Origin of the sequence: Amycolatopsis sp. WAC 04182 (assembly GCF_003947465.1) — a bacterium.
Lineage (GTDB): Bacteria > Actinomycetota > Actinomycetes > Mycobacteriales > Pseudonocardiaceae > Amycolatopsis.
Genome location: NZ_QHJJ01000002.1, coordinates 442,025 through 458,630 on the forward strand (window position 1 = coordinate 442,025; position 16,606 = coordinate 458,630).

The following is a 16,606-nucleotide window of genomic DNA, read 5'->3' on the forward strand; positions in this document are numbered from 1 at the left end:
GGCCTTCATGTACTTGCTACGGCCGGCGCCGCCGCCAGTACGCGAAGCAGACTGCCGCCAGCAGCGGTCCCCAGAGCAGGAGCGGGGCATAGGTGAGTTCGAAGAAGGCGAGTTGCCAGCCATGCAGTGAGTTCCCGGGGTAGTCGGCCGGGAGGGGATCGCCTTGGAGGGTGAGCCCGGACATCTCGGTGGCGTAGGCGGCCGTCCACAGCACGGTCAGGATCGTGGCGCCGAGAGCGGCGGGCACGACGGCGGCGAGGGGCGGTACCTTGCGGCCGCCCAGCAGCGGAATCCAGCGCGGGAGGACCTCTCCCCACTCGGCGATCAGGCCGATGGCGGTGAAGGCGATCAGCTCGGAGACGATGGACAACGCGATGACGTACACCGGGCCCGGCAACCACGACGGGAGCTGGCCCGCCCCGTGCGGGCCGTCGCCGCCGATGTCGAAGACGACGGTCATGATCCGCCACAGGCCGGACGGGAGCACGACGAAGGGGATGGCGTAGGCGGCGATCCGGGCCCACCGGGGAACTCCGGGCACCGGGGTGTGTGCTCTGTTCCACGCGGCGCGCAGTCGCCCGGTCTCGGTGGCTTGATGGACGGTCATACGTGCTCCTCGGGTTCCGCTCGCTTGATCGGTTTCAACGATCACAGCCGCCCCGGGTCCGCGGCGTCCCCCGCCGGATGGAAGCGGGTCCACTCCATGGGGGAACGCGCCTTATTCGGTTGCGTGCGGGCCCCCGGCGTTTCTAGCGTCGCCTATGACCGTCACCCTGCACGCGCTCAGTTTCGCCGCGCACGACCCGCGCCGTCTCGCCCGTTTCTGGACGGGCCTCCTCGGCCGGGAAATCGACGGCGACACCGGTTTCCGGCTCCGCTTCCTGCCGGCGGACGAACCGAAGATCCGCCAGAACCAGATGCATTTCGACCTGACGAGCGAGTCCCTCGACGACCAGAAGCGGACGGTCGCCAGGGCGCTCGAACTCGGCGGACGGCATATCGACATCGGCCAGCGCCCCGAGGAGAAGCACGTGGTGCTCGCCGACCCCGAGGGCAACGAGTTCTGCGTCATCGAGCCGGGCAACGACTTCCTCGCCGGCTGCGGTTTCGTCGGCGCCGTCGCGTGCGACGGTTCGCAAGAGGCCGGCTACTTCTGGAGCGAGGCGCTCGGCTGGCCGCTGGTGTGGGATCAGGACCAGGAGACCGCGATCCGGTCGCCGCACGGCGGCCCGAAGATCACCTGGGGCGGTCCGCCGTTCACCCCGAAGACCGGACCGAACCGGCTGCGTTTCGTCCTGTCCGGCGCCCTGCCGGAAGTCGAGCGGCTCGTCGCGCTCGGCGCGACCCGCCTCGGCACGGGCGACGGACAGGTGGCCATGACGGATCCCGACGGGAACGAGTTTTCCTTCGTGGTGCGGGAAACGGCGGCATAACACGCACGGGATGTGGCCAGGGATATGGCCACCGCCGACGAAGCCGGACCTGACGGACCACAGGTCCGCTCCGCCGTACGGCACCGGATGGAAATTGGTCTACACCTATTGACGCGCGGCAGGTCAGCGGCTCAAGCTGCTGGAACCGAGGGCCATCTTCCACTGTCGGAGGTTCGGCGTGCCAAGGAGAACCAGGAAACTACTCCCCCTGCTGGCGTCGCTCATCACGCTGGCCGGACTCATGATCGTCGTCGTCACCCCGTCCACGTCGAGCGCGGCGGGCCACGAGGACTGCCGTCCCGACGGGCTGTACCGGACACCCGGCGTCGAGACCCCCTACTGCACCGTCTACGACACCGCGGGCCGCGAATCCCTGGGAGAAGGGCATTCCCGCCGCGTGATCGGCTACTTCACCAGCTGGCGCACCGGGAAGAACGGCGCACCGGCCTATCTGGTCAACAACATCCCGTGGTCGAAGGTCACCCACCTCAACTACGCGTTCGCGCATGTGGACGCGCAGAACAAGGTCTCGGTCGGCGCCCCGAGCGCGACCAACGAGTCCATCGGCATGGAATGGCCGGGCGTGCCCGGCGCCGAAATGGATCCGTCGTTGCCCTACAAGGGACACTTCAACCTGCTGACCAAGTACAAGAAGCAGCACCCGAACGTGAAGTCGCTGATCTCGATCGGCGGCTGGGCCGAGACCGGCGGCTTCCTGAACCCCGACGGCACCCGCAACGCCTCCGGCGGGTTCTACAAGATGACGCAGACCCAGGCGGGTATCGACGTCTTCGCGGATTCCGTCGTGGAATTCCTGCGCACCTACGGTTTCAACGGCGCGGACATCGACTACGAATACGCGACGTCGGCGAACTTCGCCGGCAACCCGGACGACTACTGGATCGCGCAGGCCAACCGCGGCACCCTCTGGGCGGGCTACGAGAACCTGATGCGCACGCTGCGCGAGAAGCTCGACCGGGCGGGCTCCGCCGACGGCAAGCACTACCTGCTGACCGCCGCCGTGCCCGCTTCCGGCTGGTTGCTGCGCGGCCAGGAGGTCTACGGCGTCACGCGGTATCTCGACTACGCCAACATGATGAGCTACGACCTGCACGGCGCGTGGAACCAGTTCGTCGGGCCGAACGCCGCGCTCTACGACTCCGGCAACGACGCGGAACTCGCGCACTGGCAGGTGTACACGACACCGCAGTACGACGGGCAGGGCTATCTCAACACCGACTGGGCGTATCACTACTTCCGCGGCGCCATGCAGGCAGGCCGGATCAACATCGGCGTCGGGTTCTACACCCGCGGCTGGCAAGGCGTGTCCGGCGGGACGAACGGGTTGTGGGGCAAGGCTCCACTGCCGGACCAGAAACAATGTCCACCGGGCACCGGATCCCACGTCGGCTCGACGGTGCCGTGCGGCAACGGCGCGATCGGCATCGACAACCTCTGGCACGACCTCGGCCTGGCCGGCGGCGAGGTCCCCGCGGGCGCGAACCCGATGTGGCACGCGAAGAACCTCGAAAACGAGATCACCCCGGACTACCTGGAGGCGTACGGGCTGACGCCGAAGACCGACCCGACGGACCGGATATCCGGCTCCTACAACAGGCATTACGACAACACGATGGTGACGCCGTGGCTGTGGAACAACGACAAGAAGGTGTTCCTGTCCACTGAGGACGAAGCATCGCTCGCCACGAAGGCCAAGTACGTGGCCGACAAGGGCATCGGCGGCATCATGATCTGGGAACTGGCCGGCGACTACGCCTTCGACGAAGCCAAGGGCCAGTACTTCATGGGCGACACGCTGATCACCAAGATCAACGACGGCCTGCGCGGCGCCGCCCCGTACGGCAACGCCAAGTCGCCGCGTCCCGCGCCGTCGTCGGTGCTGAACGCGAACGTCAACCTGACCGGCTTCGCGCTGGGCGACGCGAACTACCCGATCACCCCGCGGATGCGCATCACCAACAATTCGACCACCACCATCCCCGGTGGGACGAAGATCGAGTTCGACTACGGCACGAGCGCACCCGGCAGCATGTCCGACCAATCCGGCTTCGGCCTGACCGTCACGAGCAAGGGCCACAGCGGGCCCAACGTCGGCGGGATGAAGGGAGACTTCCAGCATGTCGCGGTGACCGTGCCGACCTGGCAGAACATCGCACCGGGCGCCACCGTCGAGATCCGGCTGAACTACTACATGCCGATCGCTTCGCCGTCGAACTTCACGTTCACCTTCGGCGGGACGACCTACGCGATCGCGTCGGATCACCCGCGTGGCGGCGGTGCCCCGCCGACGACGACCACCACCACCGGTCCGACGACCACCACCACGACCGGTCCGACGACCACCACCAGTCCGACGACGACCACGACGGTGCCGTCCGACGCCTGGAAGCCGAACACCGACTACGCCACCGGTGCTCGGGTGACCCACAACGGCGCGGCGTACGTGTGCCGCCAGGGACACCGGTCCCTGCCCGGCTGGGAGCCGCCGAACGTGCCTGCCCTCTGGACCCCCGCCTGACAGAGCCCGGCAGCGCGCTAGGAACGGTCCTTTCCTTGCAAATTTTGCAAGGAAAGGACCGTTCCTAGCGTCCGAGGTGTCATGAAGGGGCAGGCGGACTCAGCGGCGCCCGGCGTTGCGAAAGCCACTTTCGCAACGTTGAAGGTTGCGAAAGTGGCTTTCGCAACCACGCGAGCACCGCTGAGCGCCGCCCGCCGCCAACGAAGGCCCGAGCATGTCGCGGTCAATAACGCCCGGCGGTCAACTCGTCGAACCCCGGGAAGTCCCCCGCCGGCGTCGCGCCGGTGAAGTTGCCGACCCACCCGCCGTCGTCGTGGAAGAACCGGATGGACACGTAGTCGGGCCGCGTCCCCATGTCGAACCAGTGCGTGGTGTTCGCGGGCACGCTCAGCAGGTCGCCCGCCTCGCACAGCACCGCGTACACCTTGCCCCCGACGTGCAGGTAGAACACGCCGGCCCCGCGCGCGAAGAAGCGGTCTTCGTCATCGTCGTGGGTGTGCTCGGCGAGGAACTTCTGCCGGGCTTCGGCGGCCTCGGCCGCCCAGCCGGGCTCGTCCGACGGGGTCATGCGGACGGCGTCCACGAAGGTGTAGCCCTCGGCCGCCGAGACCTTGCCGATCGGTTCCTCGTAGGCGGCCAGCACCTGCTCAGGCGTCACTTCGCGCGGCAGATCCGGGACGAGGTCCCACCGCTCGAACCGGACGCCGAGCCGCCCGAGTTCCCCGGTGATCACGGCCGGGTCCTCGGTCCTGAGCGCGATCTCGCCGGGCCGGTCGTCCGGCCACACGGTCAGCAGGGTCATCGCACTCCCCTTTCTCCACCGACAAGTCTTGTCTCTACCCGGAACCGGAGCAACCACTCCAAACATTCCAGGCGATGACGCGCGTGGCGCAGGTCATCCCCCCAGACGTAGATCCCGTGCCGCGCGACGATCACCGCCGGCGTGTCCGCCCGGAACCCGGCCTCGAACGCGTCGCCGAGGACGCGCATGTCCTGGCCGTTGGCGATCACCGGGATGGTCACCAGGTCGTCGTGCGCGGCGCGGCCGAAACCCTTGAGCATCTCCAGGTCCCGCAGTTCGACGCCGTCCGGCCAGTGCTCGGCGGCCACCACCGGGGCGAGGGCGTGCACGTGGATGACCGCGCCCGCGCCCGACACCGCCGCGATCCGGGCGTGCAGTCCGGCCTCGGCCGACGGCACCTTCTCCGGATGCGGCTGGTCGGCGACGGCCAGCCCGTCCTCACCGACGACCACGACGTCGTCGCTGGTCAGCTCGCCTTTGTCCCGGCCGCTGACGGTGACGGCGACCCGCAGCGGGTCACGGCCGAGCACCACCGAGAGGTTGCCGGACGTGCCCCGCATCCAGCCCAGCCCGGCGAACCGGGCGGATTCCTCGGCCAGCGCGCGTCCGGCCAGTTCCAGCACACTCATCGAGGGGCGACCTTGATCTCGTCGAACGTCCGGATAGTCCGGTGTGTCCCGAAATCCGCGTCGCCGAACGGCTCACCCGCGCGGGCGAGGCCGACGGTCTGCCAGCCGTCGGCGGCGGCCCCGTCCAGTTCGGCCGGGACGTCGGAGAAGAACACGATGTCACCCGGTTCGGCTTCCAGTGCGGACGCGATCGCGCGATACGACGGCGCCTCGCGTTTCGGCCCGGCGTTGACGGTGTCGAAATGCTTCTCGAACAGGCCGGTGACGTCGCCGTCGGTGGTCCGCGAGAACGACGCGATCTGCCCGGCGACCGAACCGGACGAGAACACCGCGAGCCGCAGCCCGGACTCGTGCCACGACCGCAGCGCCGGGGCGACGTCGCCGAAGAACTCCGTCGTGAGATCGCCCTCGGCGTACCCGCGCTGCCAGATGAGGCCCTGCAACGTCTTCAGCGGCGCGATCTTCTTGTCCGCGTCCATCCAGCCGTGCAGCACCCGCACGACGTCCACTGTGGACGCGTCCGCCGGGAGCCCGCCGAGTTCCTTGATCTCGGCTACGGCGCCGGCGACCTCGGGATCGTCCGCGTGGTCGTCGATCCACGGGCCCAGCCGCGGGCGCGCGTAGTCGTAGAGGGTCACGTGCACGTAGCTGGTGGCGGTCAGCGTGCCCTCGATGTCGAGGACCACCCACCGGGCGGTCAGCGTTGCGGTCACTGGTTCGCTTCCCCTTCTGCGTAGTACTCGCGGAGCCGTCCGGGCTCGAAGGCCCCGCGGTCGGTCACCACCGCGGTCACGAACCGCGGTGGTGTCACGTCGAAGGCCGGATAGTGCCCACGGACGCGTTCGCTGGCGACGCGGTGGCCGAGCGCGCTCAGCACCTCGTCGCCGTCGCGGTATTCGATCGGCACGTCGGCGCCGGTCGGCGCCGCCTGGTCGGGCGCTTGGACCAGCGCGTAGAACGGCACGCCGAACGCCTCCGCCGCCACCGCGAGCCCGAGGGTACCGATCTTGTTGACGACGTGGCCATCCATGGTGACGCGGTCGGCCGCGGTCACCAGCGCGCCGACCTCTCCGGAGGACAGCACCGCGGCGCCCATCCCGTCCGTGATCAGCCGGGTGTCCGCGCCCATCTCGGCGAGCGTCTCGGCGGTCAACCGCGCACCTTGGAGGTACGGCCGGGTTTCCGTGCACAGGAAGGAGAACTCCTTGCCTTGCCGCCGCGCGGCGAGCACGAATTCGACCAGGTACAGGTCGGCCCAGCAATGCGTCAGCACGGTCGCCTTGTCCGGCACCAACGCGGCCGCGTGCCCACCGAGCGCACGGCTGCGCGACCGATACACTTCGTCACCTGCTCGCGCACCGGCCGCCGCGGCTTCGACGAGATCGCCGGACGATTTGTCCACTTCGGACAGTACGGCGGAAACGGCCTTGCGCAGGTGGTTGTTGGTCTCGCGGGTCGCGATGATCCGCTCCCCCGCCCGCTCCAGGTACGCCCGCGGGTCCGCGAGCCCGGACGCCTCGCGCGCCGCGAGCACCATCGCGCCCAACGCGGCGAAATACGGTCCGGAAGACTGCGTGACCATCTCTTCGATGGCCACCGCGACCTCTTCCGAAGTCCGGCAGAGCACCCATTCCCGTTCGAACGGGAAGACCCGGCGGTCGAGGATGTGCACGCCTTCGTCGTCGAGGCGGACGCTTTCGGCGAGGATCGGCAGCGTCATCAGCTGTACCCCGAAAGGCAGGGCGGGATCCCGTTGAGGAAGTGGTCGCCGACCTCGCGCGCCTTGTACGTCACGGGGTCGTGCAAGGTCAGCGTGCGGGCGTTGCGCCAGAACCGGTCGAAGCCGTACTTCGTCGCGGTGGCCCGCGCGCCGGTGAACTCGAAGACCTTGCTCGTGGTTTCGACCGCGGCCCGGCTCGCGACGATCTTCGCCGAGGAGATGGCGATCGCCGCTTCGGCACGCTCGGCCGGGGTCAGCTCGAAGCCGCGCTCGTCGGCCTCGCCGAGCACGGAAACCGCCGCGTCGACGGCGAATCCGGCCGCCCGTGCCGTCGCGACCAGCTCGCCGTATCCGGCCAGGATGTACGGATCCTGCGCCGCTTTGTCCACATCGGACAGTGTCCAGGGCCGTGCGGTCTCCCTCGTGTACACCGCCGCGGCGTCGAGCGCGCCTGCCGCGAGGCCGACGTACACCTGCGCGAGCATGAGCTGGAAGCCGATCGCCGCCAGCGAGATACGGGGTACCTTCGGATCCGACTGGTCTTCCGGCTGGGTGCCGAGCACGTCGTCCTTGGCGACACGGACGTCCTCGAACCGCACCGCGCCGCTCGCGGTGAGCCGCTGGCCGATGTTGTCCCACTCACCGGGGAAGGTGATCCCGTCGGCCCGCGCGTCGACGACGAAGGTCAGCTTCTCGCCGTTGTCGGTCCTCGTCGCGCTGACCACCAGGCGGTCGGCGACGGCCGCGCCGGTGGCGAAGGTCTTGGTGCCCTCGACGGTGAACCCGCCTTCGGCCGGGGTCAGGAGCAGGGCGGCGTCGAGCGGGTTGCTCACGCCCGCCCAGAACCAGCCCGGTTCGCTCGCCGCGCGCGGCCCGAACAGGCCGGTGCGCCAAAGCTGCAGGTAGTGGTAGCCGAGCAGATGGCCGACCGACGCGTCGGCGGCGGAAACGATCCGGGTGGCCTCGTTCGCGGCGGCCCAGCCGGCGGTGTCGAGCAAAGGCAACAGACCGGACTCGCGCAGCAGGCCGACTTCGCGGACCGGCAGTTGTCCGGCGAGGTCCCGCTCGGCCGCGTCCGTCGCCAAGGTGCTCGCCAGCTCGAGCGCCGCTTTTCGCCACACTTCGGTCATTCCGCCCCTTCCACGTCGATGAGAGCGTCCAGCGCCACGCGGGTCGCCCTCGCCACCCCGGCGGCCACGACGTCGCGATGCGGGTCGTAGGCCGACGGGTCGGGGTGCTCGGGCCGCGCGTCGCCGTCGATCACGAGCACACCACCGGCCCGCAGGCCGCGCAATGCCGCGAACACCAGCAACGTGGAGAGTTCCATCTCAATGGCGATCACCCGCGCGGCCAGGTACTCGCTCATCGGGAGGGTGAGCACCAGCGGGCTGAACGCGGCGCGCGTCCACACCACGCCGCGATGCGCCTCGGGAGCGGCGCGGCTCAGCGCCACGACGATCTCCGGGGTGGCGAACGCCGGGTACTCCGGATGGATCAGCTGCTGGGTGACGCCGTCGTCGCGGACGGCGGCTTCGGCGATGACGAGATCGCCGTCGGTGATCCCGTCGGCCAGCGATCCGGCGGTGCCGAGCCGCAGGAACGTGCGGACACCCGCCTCGGCCAGCTCACCGAACTGGCACAACGCGCCGGGGCCGCCGACGCCGTGCGACGACACGACGACCGGGACACCCTTCCAGGTGCCGGTGTAGCTGCGGTACTCGCGGTTCTGACCGACGAGGACGGCCGCTTCGAGTGACTCGGCCACCGCGGTCGCGCGGTCCGGGTCGCCCACCACGAGCGCGCGCGGCGGCAGTCCGTGCCGGGGGATCTTGGTGATGGGCAGGACGTCGCTCACGCGGGCTGTCCCTTCTTACGCTTGAGATTCGACAGGAACAGCGCCACGAGCGTGACGACATAGGGAGCGGCGTCGGTGGCCTGCTGCGGCAACCCGATGCCCTGGAGCCGGAAGCCGAACGCCTCCGCGAGGCCGAACAGCAGCGCCGCGAGCAGCACACCGAGCGGATGCGCGCGGCCCAGCATGACCGCCACGACGGCGATCCAGCCGCGGCCGGCGGTCATGTTCTCGGCGAAGAGCGTCACCGAGCCCAGCGCCAGTTGCGCGCCGCCGAGACCGCACAGCGCTCCCCCGGCGAGGATCACCCCGTAGCGGTACTTCGTCACGTTGACGCCGAGACTGGACGCGGCCTCGGGACGCTCACCGACGCCGCGCAGCCGCAGGCCCCACGGATGCCGGTACAGCAGCACCGCGAGCGCGGGCACGGCCAGCCACGACAGGTAGACCAGCAGCGACTGCCCGGGAATCGGTCCGAACTGGCCCAGCCCTTGCAACGACGGATCGCTGAACGAGCCTTCGGTGCCGAAGACGGTGCGGATGAGGAAACTCGTCAGGCCCACCGCGAGCAGGTTGCTCGCGACACCCAGCACGATCGGATCGCCATCGAAGGTGATCGAACCGATCGCGAGGATCAGCGAGTACGCCGTCGCCGCGAGCACCGCCACGATGACGCCGATCCACGCGCTGCCGGTGTACCAGCTGCCCGCGACCGCGCCGAAGCAGCCGACCAGCAGCGAACCTTCGAGCGAGATGTTGAAGACCCCGGCCCGCTGGCACAGCGCGCCCGCGAGCGCGGCGAACAGGATCGGCGTCAACGCGGTGAGCGCCGAGGAGAACAGGCTCGCGTCGATCATGCCCGCCTCGCCTTCCGTTTGAAGACCCCCGAGGCGGCCGCGAGGAAGATGATCAGCACCGCTTGCAGGACCGCGGTCAGTTCGCGCGGGACCTGGGTGGCGCGTTCCATCGCGAATCCGCCGCTGGTCAGCGCCGCGAAGAAGACCGCCGCGAGCAGCGTCCCGAGCGGGCTGGCCCCGGCGAGCAGCGCCGCGAGCAGGCCGATCCAGGTGTACTGCGGCGTGATCAGCGCGCCGTCGATGAACCGGTACGGGAAGCCGAGGACGGCGATCGCGCCGACCAGCCCGGCCGTCCCGCCCGACGCGGCCAGCAGCCGCAGGGTGAGTTTCGGCCGGTCGATCCCGGCGTAGGCGGCGAACCGCGGCGCCCAGCCGGTCACCTTCGTCTCGAAACCGGCGGGCGTGCGGGCGTCGATCACCGTGTAGACCGCGATCACCGCCACCACCAGGAAGATCCCGGTCGTCACGCCGTCGATTTCGGGCAACCGCGCGCCTTCGGTCAGTTGCGGGCTCTGCGGCAGGCTGGAGCCCGCGTCCTTCATCGGGAAGCGCACCAGATAGCCGGCGAGCGACATCGCCGGATAGCTCAACAGCAGCGTGCTGATCAGCAACGGGACGCCGAGCCGGTTCTCACAGACCGCGGCCAGTGCGGCGTACGCGGCTCCGGCGAGGATGCCCGCGAGCAGCGCGAGAACCACCTTGACCGGCCCCGGGCCGGGGACGTAGAGGCCGACGGCGAGCGCGCTGACCGCGCCGAGCACCAGCTGCCCCTCACCGCCGAGATTCACCATGCCCGCGCGCAGCGGGATCGCCAGCGCGGTCGCCATCCCCGCGGCGGGGACGGCGTAGGCGAGGGTGTCGCCGATGCCGTCGGGGCCGAACGCGCCGGAGACGATCGCGCCGTACGCGGCCAGCGGATCGGTTCCGGTGGCCAGCAGCAGGATCGCGCCGAGCACGAGCGCGGCGGCGACCGGGACGGCGACGAGGCGGACGCGGGTCATCCGGCACCTCCGGCCATCGCGAGGCCGATCGTGTGCTGATCGGCCTCGTCCTTGGTGAACTCCGCGACGATCCGGCCCTCGAACAGCACCAGCACGCGGTCCGACAACGCGAGGATCTCGCTGAGTTCGGCGGAGATCAGCAGGACGGCGTGCCCGGCGTCGCGATGGGCGACGAGGCGGGCGTGGATGTTCTCGATCGCGCCGACATCGACGCCGCGGGTGGGCTGCTCGACCAGCAGGAACGGCGCGTCGTGGGTGAGTTCGCGACCGAAGATCGCTTTCTGCTGGTTGCCGCCGGAAAGCGTGCCCATCGCGGCGGCGGGGCCGGACGCGCGGACGTCGTAGTCCTCGATGATCGCCGACGCGTGCTCGTCTATCGCCTTACGACGCAGAAATCCCTTGCGCACCAACGGACGTTTGCGGTGGAACCCGACGGCCAGGTTCTCCCGCAGGCTCGCCGTGGGCGCCGAGCCGACCTCCGCGCGGTCTTCCGGGACGTGGGCGAGCCCGGCGTCCCTCCGCGCGCGGACCGACAGGCCGTCGAGCTTCTGTCCCTTGAGGACGATCTCGCCGTCGGTCTTCAGGAGGCCGGTGATGGCGGCGGAAAGCTCGGCCTGCCCGTTACCCGCGACCCCGGCGACGCCGACGATCTCCCCGGCACGCACGGTCAGGGACACGTTGTCCAGCAACGGCTTTCCTTCCACCCCGGGAACGGTCAGGGAACGGGCTTCGAGGACGGCGTCGCCAGGCGTCCCGGCCGGGTGGACACGGTCGAGGTCGACCTCGCGGCCGGTCATCGCCGCGGCGAGCCCGGCGGCCGTCTGGTCCGCGGTGCGCCCGCGGGCGCTGACGCGGCCGTCCCGCAGCACCGTGACGTGGTCGCTGACGGCGAGGACCTCCTGGAGTTTGTGCGACACCAGCAGAATCGTGCGATCCTCGGCCGCGAGGGCGCGCAAGACGCCGAACAGCCGCTCGGTCTCGGGCGGGGTCAGCACGGCGGTCGGTTCGTCGAGGATCAGCACACCGGCCTCGCGGTACAGCAGTTTGAGGATCTCGACGCGCTGCCGGAGCCCGACCGGCAGGTCACGGACGCGGTCGCCGGGCCGCAGCCGCAGTTCGTGCCGTTCGATCAGTTCGGTGACACGGGCCGTCGCCGCCTTGCGGTCCAGCAGGCCGCGGCGGGTCGGTTCGCTGCCGAACACGACGTTCTCGGTGACGGTGAGTTCGCCGAACAGCGCGAATCCCTGCTGCACCATGCCGACACCGGCGTCGATGGCCTGCGCGGGCGAGCCGAAGGAGACTTCCTCGCCGTGCAACGAGATCGTGCCCTCGTCGGGCCGGTGCAGACCGTAGAGCACGGACATGAGCGTCGATTTGCCCGCGCCGTTCTCGCCCATCAGGGCGTGGATCTCGCCCCTGCCGACGTCGAGGTCCACGTGGTCGTTCGCGAGCACCCCGGGGAACCGCTTGACGATCCCCCGGAGCGAGACGGCGTCAGGACTTGGCGGGGTCATCGACGACGATCGCGCCCGAGACGATCTGGTCCCGCAGTTCGCCGACCTTGGCCAGCACGTCGGGGTGGCTCGCGACGACGCACTGCGACGTCGCGGCGTCCGGCTCCAGCCCGGTCAGGGAAATGCCCTTCTCCTTGACACCGTAGGACTTCGTCTCGCCGGTCTTGCCGCCGAGGATCGCGTCGACGCCGTCGCCGACGACGACGTTGGTGCGCTTGATGACGTTGTCCACGACCTGTCCGGGACTGGCCGGGCACTGGTTGGCGTCCACGCCGAACGCGAAGAACCCGCCCTGCTTGGCCGCCTCGAACACACCGAGGTTGCCCGCCGCGGAGGCCGCGCCCATGACGTGGTCGACGCCCTGGCCGGCCAGCGTGCCCGCCAGCGCCTTCGCACGGGCCGGGTCGTTGAACGGGTTCGCGCCGCCGATGAACAGCGGGGCCAGCGTGGTGCCGGGTTTGGCCTTCTCCGCACCCTGCCCGAACGGGATCGAGTACCGGCGGAACTGGGGCGCGTCGAGTACGACGACCGCGCCGACCTTGCCGCTCTCGCTCAGCAGCCCGGCCTCGGCGCCCGCGAGGTAGCTGCCCTCATGCTCACGGAACACCGCGCAGGTGACGTTCGGGAACGGTTTCGTCGTGCAGGAGTCCACGAAGAGGAACTTCTGCTCGGGATTGCGCTCGGCCTCGGCCGCGATCGCGTCGGCGAAGTTGAAGCCGACGGCGACGATCACGGCGGGCTTCTCGCGCACCGCGGCCGCGAGGTTCTGCTGGATCGAGGCCGGGTCGGTGCTCTGGTAGACCTTCTGCGTCCCGTTGTGTTTCTTGGCCGAGTCCTCGATGCCCTGGACGGCGAGCTTGAGGAAGTCGTTGACCCCGACCGGGCTCGGCGTGATCAGGACCAGCGCCGGCCCGGCGGCGTTCTGAGCGGCCGGGTCCTTGGCCGAGGCGTTGCACGCGGCGAGGAGCGTGACGGCGGAAACGGCCATGACGGCCCGCAGGAGGGTTCTCGGCGACATGTCCCGGACTGTATGTCTCCGGTCCACGATATGACACCGAGTTCCACCATGCGGACCTGTGTAGGTCGTTATACGTCGCCCGGATCTGCCCCGAGCACAGACGCGTGCCGCGAACGGTGGAGACCGGCGGTGCGGCGCAGGGTGAACCGGTCGATCTCGGCGCCGTCGTTGCGCAGGGTCCGCACGGTCAGCGTCGTCCGGCGGCCGGGCCAGGCGGGCTCGACGTCGATCGCGAGGAACGAGTAGCCGGTGTAGCGCACCCGCGACCAGGACACGGTCTCGGTCACCTTCTCGCCGCCCTCGACCCAGTGGTAGGACTGGAACTCCCCCGCGAACGTGTCGGGCACCGGGAAGCTGTAGAGGCTCTTCCCGCCGCCCCCGCAGGTCGCGTACACGGTGCCGTCGCGATCCGGCTCGACGGTGTCGCCGATCTCGACCTCACGGGTCACCTTGCCGCCCCGCAGGGCGTCGGTGCGCTCGTAGATGTGGTTGTGCCCGTTGATCACGAGGTCGACCCGGTACTCGTCGAACAGCGGGACCCACTGCTCGCGGACGCCGCCCTCGGACGCGTGCTGGTTGGTCGTCGAGTAGGCACAGTGGTGGAAGAACACCACGATGAAGTCGACGTCCGGCTGCGAACGCAGATACCGCAGGCGCCGCTTGAGCCACGCCGTCTGCGAGCCGTGCGAATAGCCGAGGTTGGCGGGAATCTCATAGGAGACGTCGTTCGCGTCGAGCGAGATCACGCCGACGTTGCCGTAGATGAACGAGTACACGCTGGGGCAGTCGTGCGGACCGCCGCCGGGGAAGTCCCAGCGCTTGACCTGGCCGCCGTACCCGTCGGGCGAGTAGAGGGCCTCCATGTCGTGGTTGCCGGTGGTGACCATCCACGGCACCGACGCGGCGACACCCTCGATCTGACGGTAGTAGGCGTCCCAGACCTTGGGGTCGAAGAGATCGTGGTCCGCGTCGGGCTTGGACCCGGGCGGCTTGCCCGCACCACTCGGGTCGGCGTACGCGATGTCGCCCGCCAGCAGGTGGAACCGCGGGTTCTGCCGCGCGACCGCGCCGTCCTGCGCGAGCGCCGTCGTCGAAACACCCTGGTCACCGAACGCGGTGAAGGTGAACTTGCCCGCCGGGATCCCCCGCGCGGGCGCGGTGGTGAACGTCGAGATCGCGGCGGACCCACCGTCCCCCGACGCCGGGTCGAAACCCTCGTGCCCGACGGCGTAACGGTAAGTGTGACCGGGCCAGAGGTGATCGGCCTCGGCGTGCAGGTAGTACTGGTCGTACGGCGCGATGACCCCAGCGACCTCGGAATGCAGCGCGCGAACTTCGGCCGGGATGCGGTGACTCCAGCCGCCGTGGCCGTCGGCGATCCGCAGGAACGGCTTCCGCACCGGCGCCGGCACCTGCCACGCGACCCGCATCGACGTCCGCGGATTCCGCCCGAACGCGAGATGCCGCCCGGCGGGGACGACCTTGTCGCCATCGGCGTACGCGGTGCCCTGCAACAGAAGCGGGCCGGCGGCGAGGACGGCGCCCTTGAGTATCGTGCGGCGGCTCAGGTGCTCGTGTTGTTCGGCCATCGACAGACGTGAAGCCAGTGCGTCGGGAACACCGACCCTCGGGATTTCCATACGCGGAATACTTGCCGACGGACGTGTTCGGTTCGCGACGACGAGACGAACGGAAGCGGTCGAACTGTCCAGGGTGGACTCAAGGAATTCTCAAGCGCGCTTTACCCTTTCAGTTTTTCGCGAAGCCGCATTTAGTCGACTAATTGCGGCACGCTCGCTTTCCGCAGCCTCCATGCGAGTCATAATCACCCTTCAGTGTTGTTCGCGCTTTTCACTTGTCGCTTAAAATTACGAACTCATGTTCGACGAAAACGCGGTATCATTGAGAGGTGTCCGAGACCTTCCTCCCCGAGTTGCCACAAGAACTGTGGCGCGCCGGCAAGCTGGAACTTGCCCATGGCGTGCAGCAGTCCTGGCAGGTGATTCGGATGGCCACCGCCGGACTTGGGCAGTTCCTGGCGGAGATCGAGGCTCGTGGCGCCAAAGACTTGTACGGCTACGGCCGGACAGCTGCCTGGTTCGCCGATGTAGCGGGGTTGTCGGTTGCCGAGGCGAATGCGGTGGTGAACCGGGCCCTTGCCCTGAACCCGACGCGCGCTTTGGACGGCACGGAGGTTCCGACTGTTGCTCCCGCGACCGCCGCGGTGGCGGCGGAGGGGCTGGTCGGAAATGAGCGGATCGATCAGATCCTCGACATCTTGAAGAGACTCCCCGCCGACACCTCGGTGGAGGATCGGGCGAGCGCGGAGAAGATCCTCGCCAACCTCGCCCCGAACGCCGGTCCCCGCCAACTCGCGAAGGCCGAGGAGAACCTGCTGGGCTGGCTGGACCCGGACGGCAACGAGCCGAAAGAGCCTGAGCCGAAGGAGCCGCGGCGGGAAATCACCCTGGAGCGCCGTAAGGACGGGTTCTGGAAACTGACCGGCCTGCTCGATGACGAGACCGGTGCCCGCACCGTCGCCGCACTCGAGGCCTACGCCCAGCCACGCCCAGTCGATGAATTCGGGCAGGCGGACCTGCGGATGAAGTGCGAACGCCTGGGTGACGCGTGGGTCGACATCCTCGACCTGGCGATCGCGTGCCCCGATCAGCCGGGCACCAGCGGCTACCGCACTCTCCTGCATGTCACCATCGGCCTCGACGAACTCAAATCCGGTCTCGGTACCGCGTGTCTGGATTTCGTGGGGACGATGACGGCCCGGGAAGCCCGCCTCGCCGCCTGCGACTGTCTGATGCTGCCGGTCGTGATGAGCGCCGCCGGAGAACCCTTGGATGTGGGACGGCTGCGGCGCTTCGTGACCCCGGGCCAGCGGCGTGCGTTGAACATCCGCGACGGAGGCTGCGCGTTCCCCGGCTGCCACCGCAAACCCAAGAACTGCCACGCCCATCACATTCGTCACTGGGCAGACGGCGGTCCCACGGATCTCCGGAATCTGGTGCTGCTCTGCGGATTCCATCATCGGTTGATTCATCACGGTGACTGGGAAGTCCGGATGGCCGCTGATGGGTTACCGGAGTTCATTCCACCCCAGTATCGAGATCCGCTCCGACAACCCAGACGCAACACCCTTCACCACCGCTGAACCCCGAGGAGCCCGTCGGCCACCCAGGCGACGGGCCCCTCGCCATGCCCGATGCTACGTGAAGGCCTCCTTACCTAC

Annotated in this window: 15 protein-coding genes; 3 read left to right on the forward strand and 12 right to left on the reverse strand. The window is 69.2% G+C overall.

Annotated elements, in window-relative coordinates; translation table 11 throughout:
* Nucleotides 1-16 precede the first annotated feature (16 nt).
* Nucleotides 17-607 carry a hypothetical protein gene (locus DMH01_RS09230; RefSeq protein ID WP_125675091.1) on the reverse strand — a complete coding sequence of 197 codons (591 nt, stop codon included), beginning with the start codon at nucleotides 605-607 and terminating at the stop codon, nucleotides 17-19.
* A 154-nt stretch (nucleotides 608-761) separates the two neighbouring features.
* On the opposite strand from DMH01_RS09230, the gene DMH01_RS09235 reads away from it, so the two are divergent.
* Together DMH01_RS09235 and DMH01_RS09240 are read left to right on the forward strand one after the other, a co-directional pair.
* Nucleotides 762-1,433 carry a VOC family protein gene (locus DMH01_RS09235; protein WP_125675093.1) on the forward strand — a complete coding sequence of 224 codons (672 nt, stop codon included), beginning with the start codon at nucleotides 762-764 and terminating at the stop codon, nucleotides 1,431-1,433.
* A gap of 178 nt (nucleotides 1,434-1,611) precedes the next feature.
* Entirely contained in the window at nucleotides 1,612-3,972 is a 2,361-nt protein-coding gene (locus DMH01_RS09240; RefSeq protein ID WP_125675095.1) for a glycosyl hydrolase family 18 protein, read from the forward strand.
* Between the two features lie 223 nt (nucleotides 3,973-4,195).
* On the opposite strand, the gene DMH01_RS09245 is transcribed toward DMH01_RS09240, so the two are convergent.
* The 11 genes from DMH01_RS09245 to DMH01_RS09295 all read right to left on the reverse strand — a co-directional run bounded on the left by DMH01_RS09245 (nucleotide 4,196) and on the right by DMH01_RS09295 (nucleotide 15,005).
* Nucleotides 4,196-4,774, reverse strand: a complete 579-nt coding sequence (locus DMH01_RS09245) for an acireductone dioxygenase (RefSeq protein WP_125675097.1) — start codon at nucleotides 4,772-4,774, stop codon at nucleotides 4,196-4,198.
* Nucleotides 4,771-5,403: a methylthioribulose 1-phosphate dehydratase gene (gene mtnB / locus DMH01_RS09250; protein ID WP_125675099.1), complete on the reverse strand. Its 633-nt coding sequence runs from the start codon at nucleotides 5,401-5,403 to the stop codon at nucleotides 4,771-4,773. The genes DMH01_RS09245 and mtnB overlap by 4 nt, the downstream gene beginning before the upstream one ends.
* Entirely contained in the window at nucleotides 5,400-6,116 is a 717-nt protein-coding gene (mtnC, locus tag DMH01_RS09255) for an acireductone synthase (RefSeq protein ID WP_125675102.1), read from the reverse strand. The genes mtnB and mtnC overlap by 4 nt, the downstream gene beginning before the upstream one ends.
* The gene (locus DMH01_RS09260; RefSeq protein ID WP_125675104.1) at nucleotides 6,113-7,123 is read right to left on the reverse strand and encodes a s-methyl-5-thioribose-1-phosphate isomerase; all 1,011 of its coding nucleotides are present in this window, start codon (nucleotides 7,121-7,123) and stop codon (nucleotides 6,113-6,115) included. The genes mtnC and DMH01_RS09260 overlap by 4 nt, the downstream gene beginning before the upstream one ends.
* Nucleotides 7,123-8,253: an acyl-CoA dehydrogenase family protein gene (locus tag DMH01_RS09265; RefSeq protein WP_125675106.1), complete on the reverse strand. Its 1,131-nt coding sequence runs from the start codon at nucleotides 8,251-8,253 to the stop codon at nucleotides 7,123-7,125. The genes DMH01_RS09260 and DMH01_RS09265 overlap by 1 nt, the downstream gene beginning before the upstream one ends.
* The gene (locus DMH01_RS09270; RefSeq protein WP_125675108.1) at nucleotides 8,250-8,978 is read right to left on the reverse strand and encodes a nucleoside phosphorylase; all 729 of its coding nucleotides are present in this window, start codon (nucleotides 8,976-8,978) and stop codon (nucleotides 8,250-8,252) included. Before DMH01_RS09270 ends, DMH01_RS09265 begins: the two co-directional genes overlap by 4 nt.
* Nucleotides 8,975-9,832, reverse strand: a complete 858-nt coding sequence (locus DMH01_RS09275) for an ABC transporter permease (RefSeq protein ID WP_125675110.1) — start codon at nucleotides 9,830-9,832, stop codon at nucleotides 8,975-8,977. The genes DMH01_RS09270 and DMH01_RS09275 overlap by 4 nt, the downstream gene beginning before the upstream one ends.
* On the reverse strand, nucleotides 9,829-10,833 hold the full coding sequence (locus DMH01_RS09280; RefSeq protein WP_125675112.1) for an ABC transporter permease: 1,005 nt from the start codon (nucleotides 10,831-10,833) through the stop codon (nucleotides 9,829-9,831). The genes DMH01_RS09275 and DMH01_RS09280 overlap by 4 nt, the downstream gene beginning before the upstream one ends.
* The gene (locus DMH01_RS09285) at nucleotides 10,830-12,347 is read right to left on the reverse strand and encodes an ABC transporter ATP-binding protein (RefSeq protein WP_233621459.1); all 1,518 of its coding nucleotides are present in this window, start codon (nucleotides 12,345-12,347) and stop codon (nucleotides 10,830-10,832) included. Before DMH01_RS09285 ends, DMH01_RS09280 begins: the two co-directional genes overlap by 4 nt.
* Nucleotides 12,328-13,365 carry a BMP family ABC transporter substrate-binding protein gene (locus DMH01_RS09290; protein ID WP_233621460.1) on the reverse strand — a complete coding sequence of 346 codons (1,038 nt, stop codon included), beginning with the start codon at nucleotides 13,363-13,365 and terminating at the stop codon, nucleotides 12,328-12,330. Before DMH01_RS09290 ends, DMH01_RS09285 begins: the two co-directional genes overlap by 20 nt.
* A 68-nt stretch (nucleotides 13,366-13,433) precedes the next feature.
* On the reverse strand, nucleotides 13,434-15,005 hold the full coding sequence (locus DMH01_RS09295) for a metallophosphoesterase family protein (RefSeq protein ID WP_125675114.1): 1,572 nt from the start codon (nucleotides 15,003-15,005) through the stop codon (nucleotides 13,434-13,436).
* Between the two features lie 269 nt (nucleotides 15,006-15,274).
* Between DMH01_RS09295 and DMH01_RS09300 the strand changes: the two genes are divergently transcribed.
* Nucleotides 15,275-16,528: an HNH endonuclease signature motif containing protein gene (locus tag DMH01_RS09300; protein WP_125675116.1), complete on the forward strand. Its 1,254-nt coding sequence runs from the start codon at nucleotides 15,275-15,277 to the stop codon at nucleotides 16,526-16,528.
* Nucleotides 16,529-16,606 lie beyond the last annotated feature (78 nt).

Coding starts and splice junctions, on each gene's coding strand:
- DMH01_RS09230 (WP_125675091.1), bottom strand. CDS start 607: ATGACCGTCCATCAAGCCACCGAGACCGGGCGACTGCGCGCCGCGTGG.
- DMH01_RS09285 (WP_233621459.1), bottom strand. CDS start 12,347: ATGACCCCGCCAAGTCCTGACGCCGTCTCGCTCCGGGGGATCGTCAAG.
- DMH01_RS09260 (WP_125675104.1), bottom strand. CDS start 7,123: ATGACGCTGCCGATCCTCGCCGAAAGCGTCCGCCTCGACGACGAAGGC.
- DMH01_RS09280 (WP_125675112.1), bottom strand. CDS start 10,833: ATGACCCGCGTCCGCCTCGTCGCCGTCCCGGTCGCCGCCGCGCTCGTG.
- DMH01_RS09275 (WP_125675110.1), bottom strand. CDS start 9,832: ATGATCGACGCGAGCCTGTTCTCCTCGGCGCTCACCGCGTTGACGCCG.
- DMH01_RS09265 (WP_125675106.1), bottom strand. CDS start 8,253: ATGACCGAAGTGTGGCGAAAAGCGGCGCTCGAGCTGGCGAGCACCTTG.
- DMH01_RS09295 (WP_125675114.1), bottom strand. CDS start 15,005: ATGGAAATCCCGAGGGTCGGTGTTCCCGACGCACTGGCTTCACGTCTG.
- mtnB (WP_125675099.1), bottom strand. CDS start 5,403: ATGAGTGTGCTGGAACTGGCCGGACGCGCGCTGGCCGAGGAATCCGCC.
- DMH01_RS09245 (WP_125675097.1), bottom strand. CDS start 4,774: ATGACCCTGCTGACCGTGTGGCCGGACGACCGGCCCGGCGAGATCGCG.
- DMH01_RS09235 (WP_125675093.1), top strand. CDS start 762: ATGACCGTCACCCTGCACGCGCTCAGTTTCGCCGCGCACGACCCGCGC.
- DMH01_RS09290 (WP_233621460.1), bottom strand. CDS start 13,365: ATGTCGCCGAGAACCCTCCTGCGGGCCGTCATGGCCGTTTCCGCCGTC.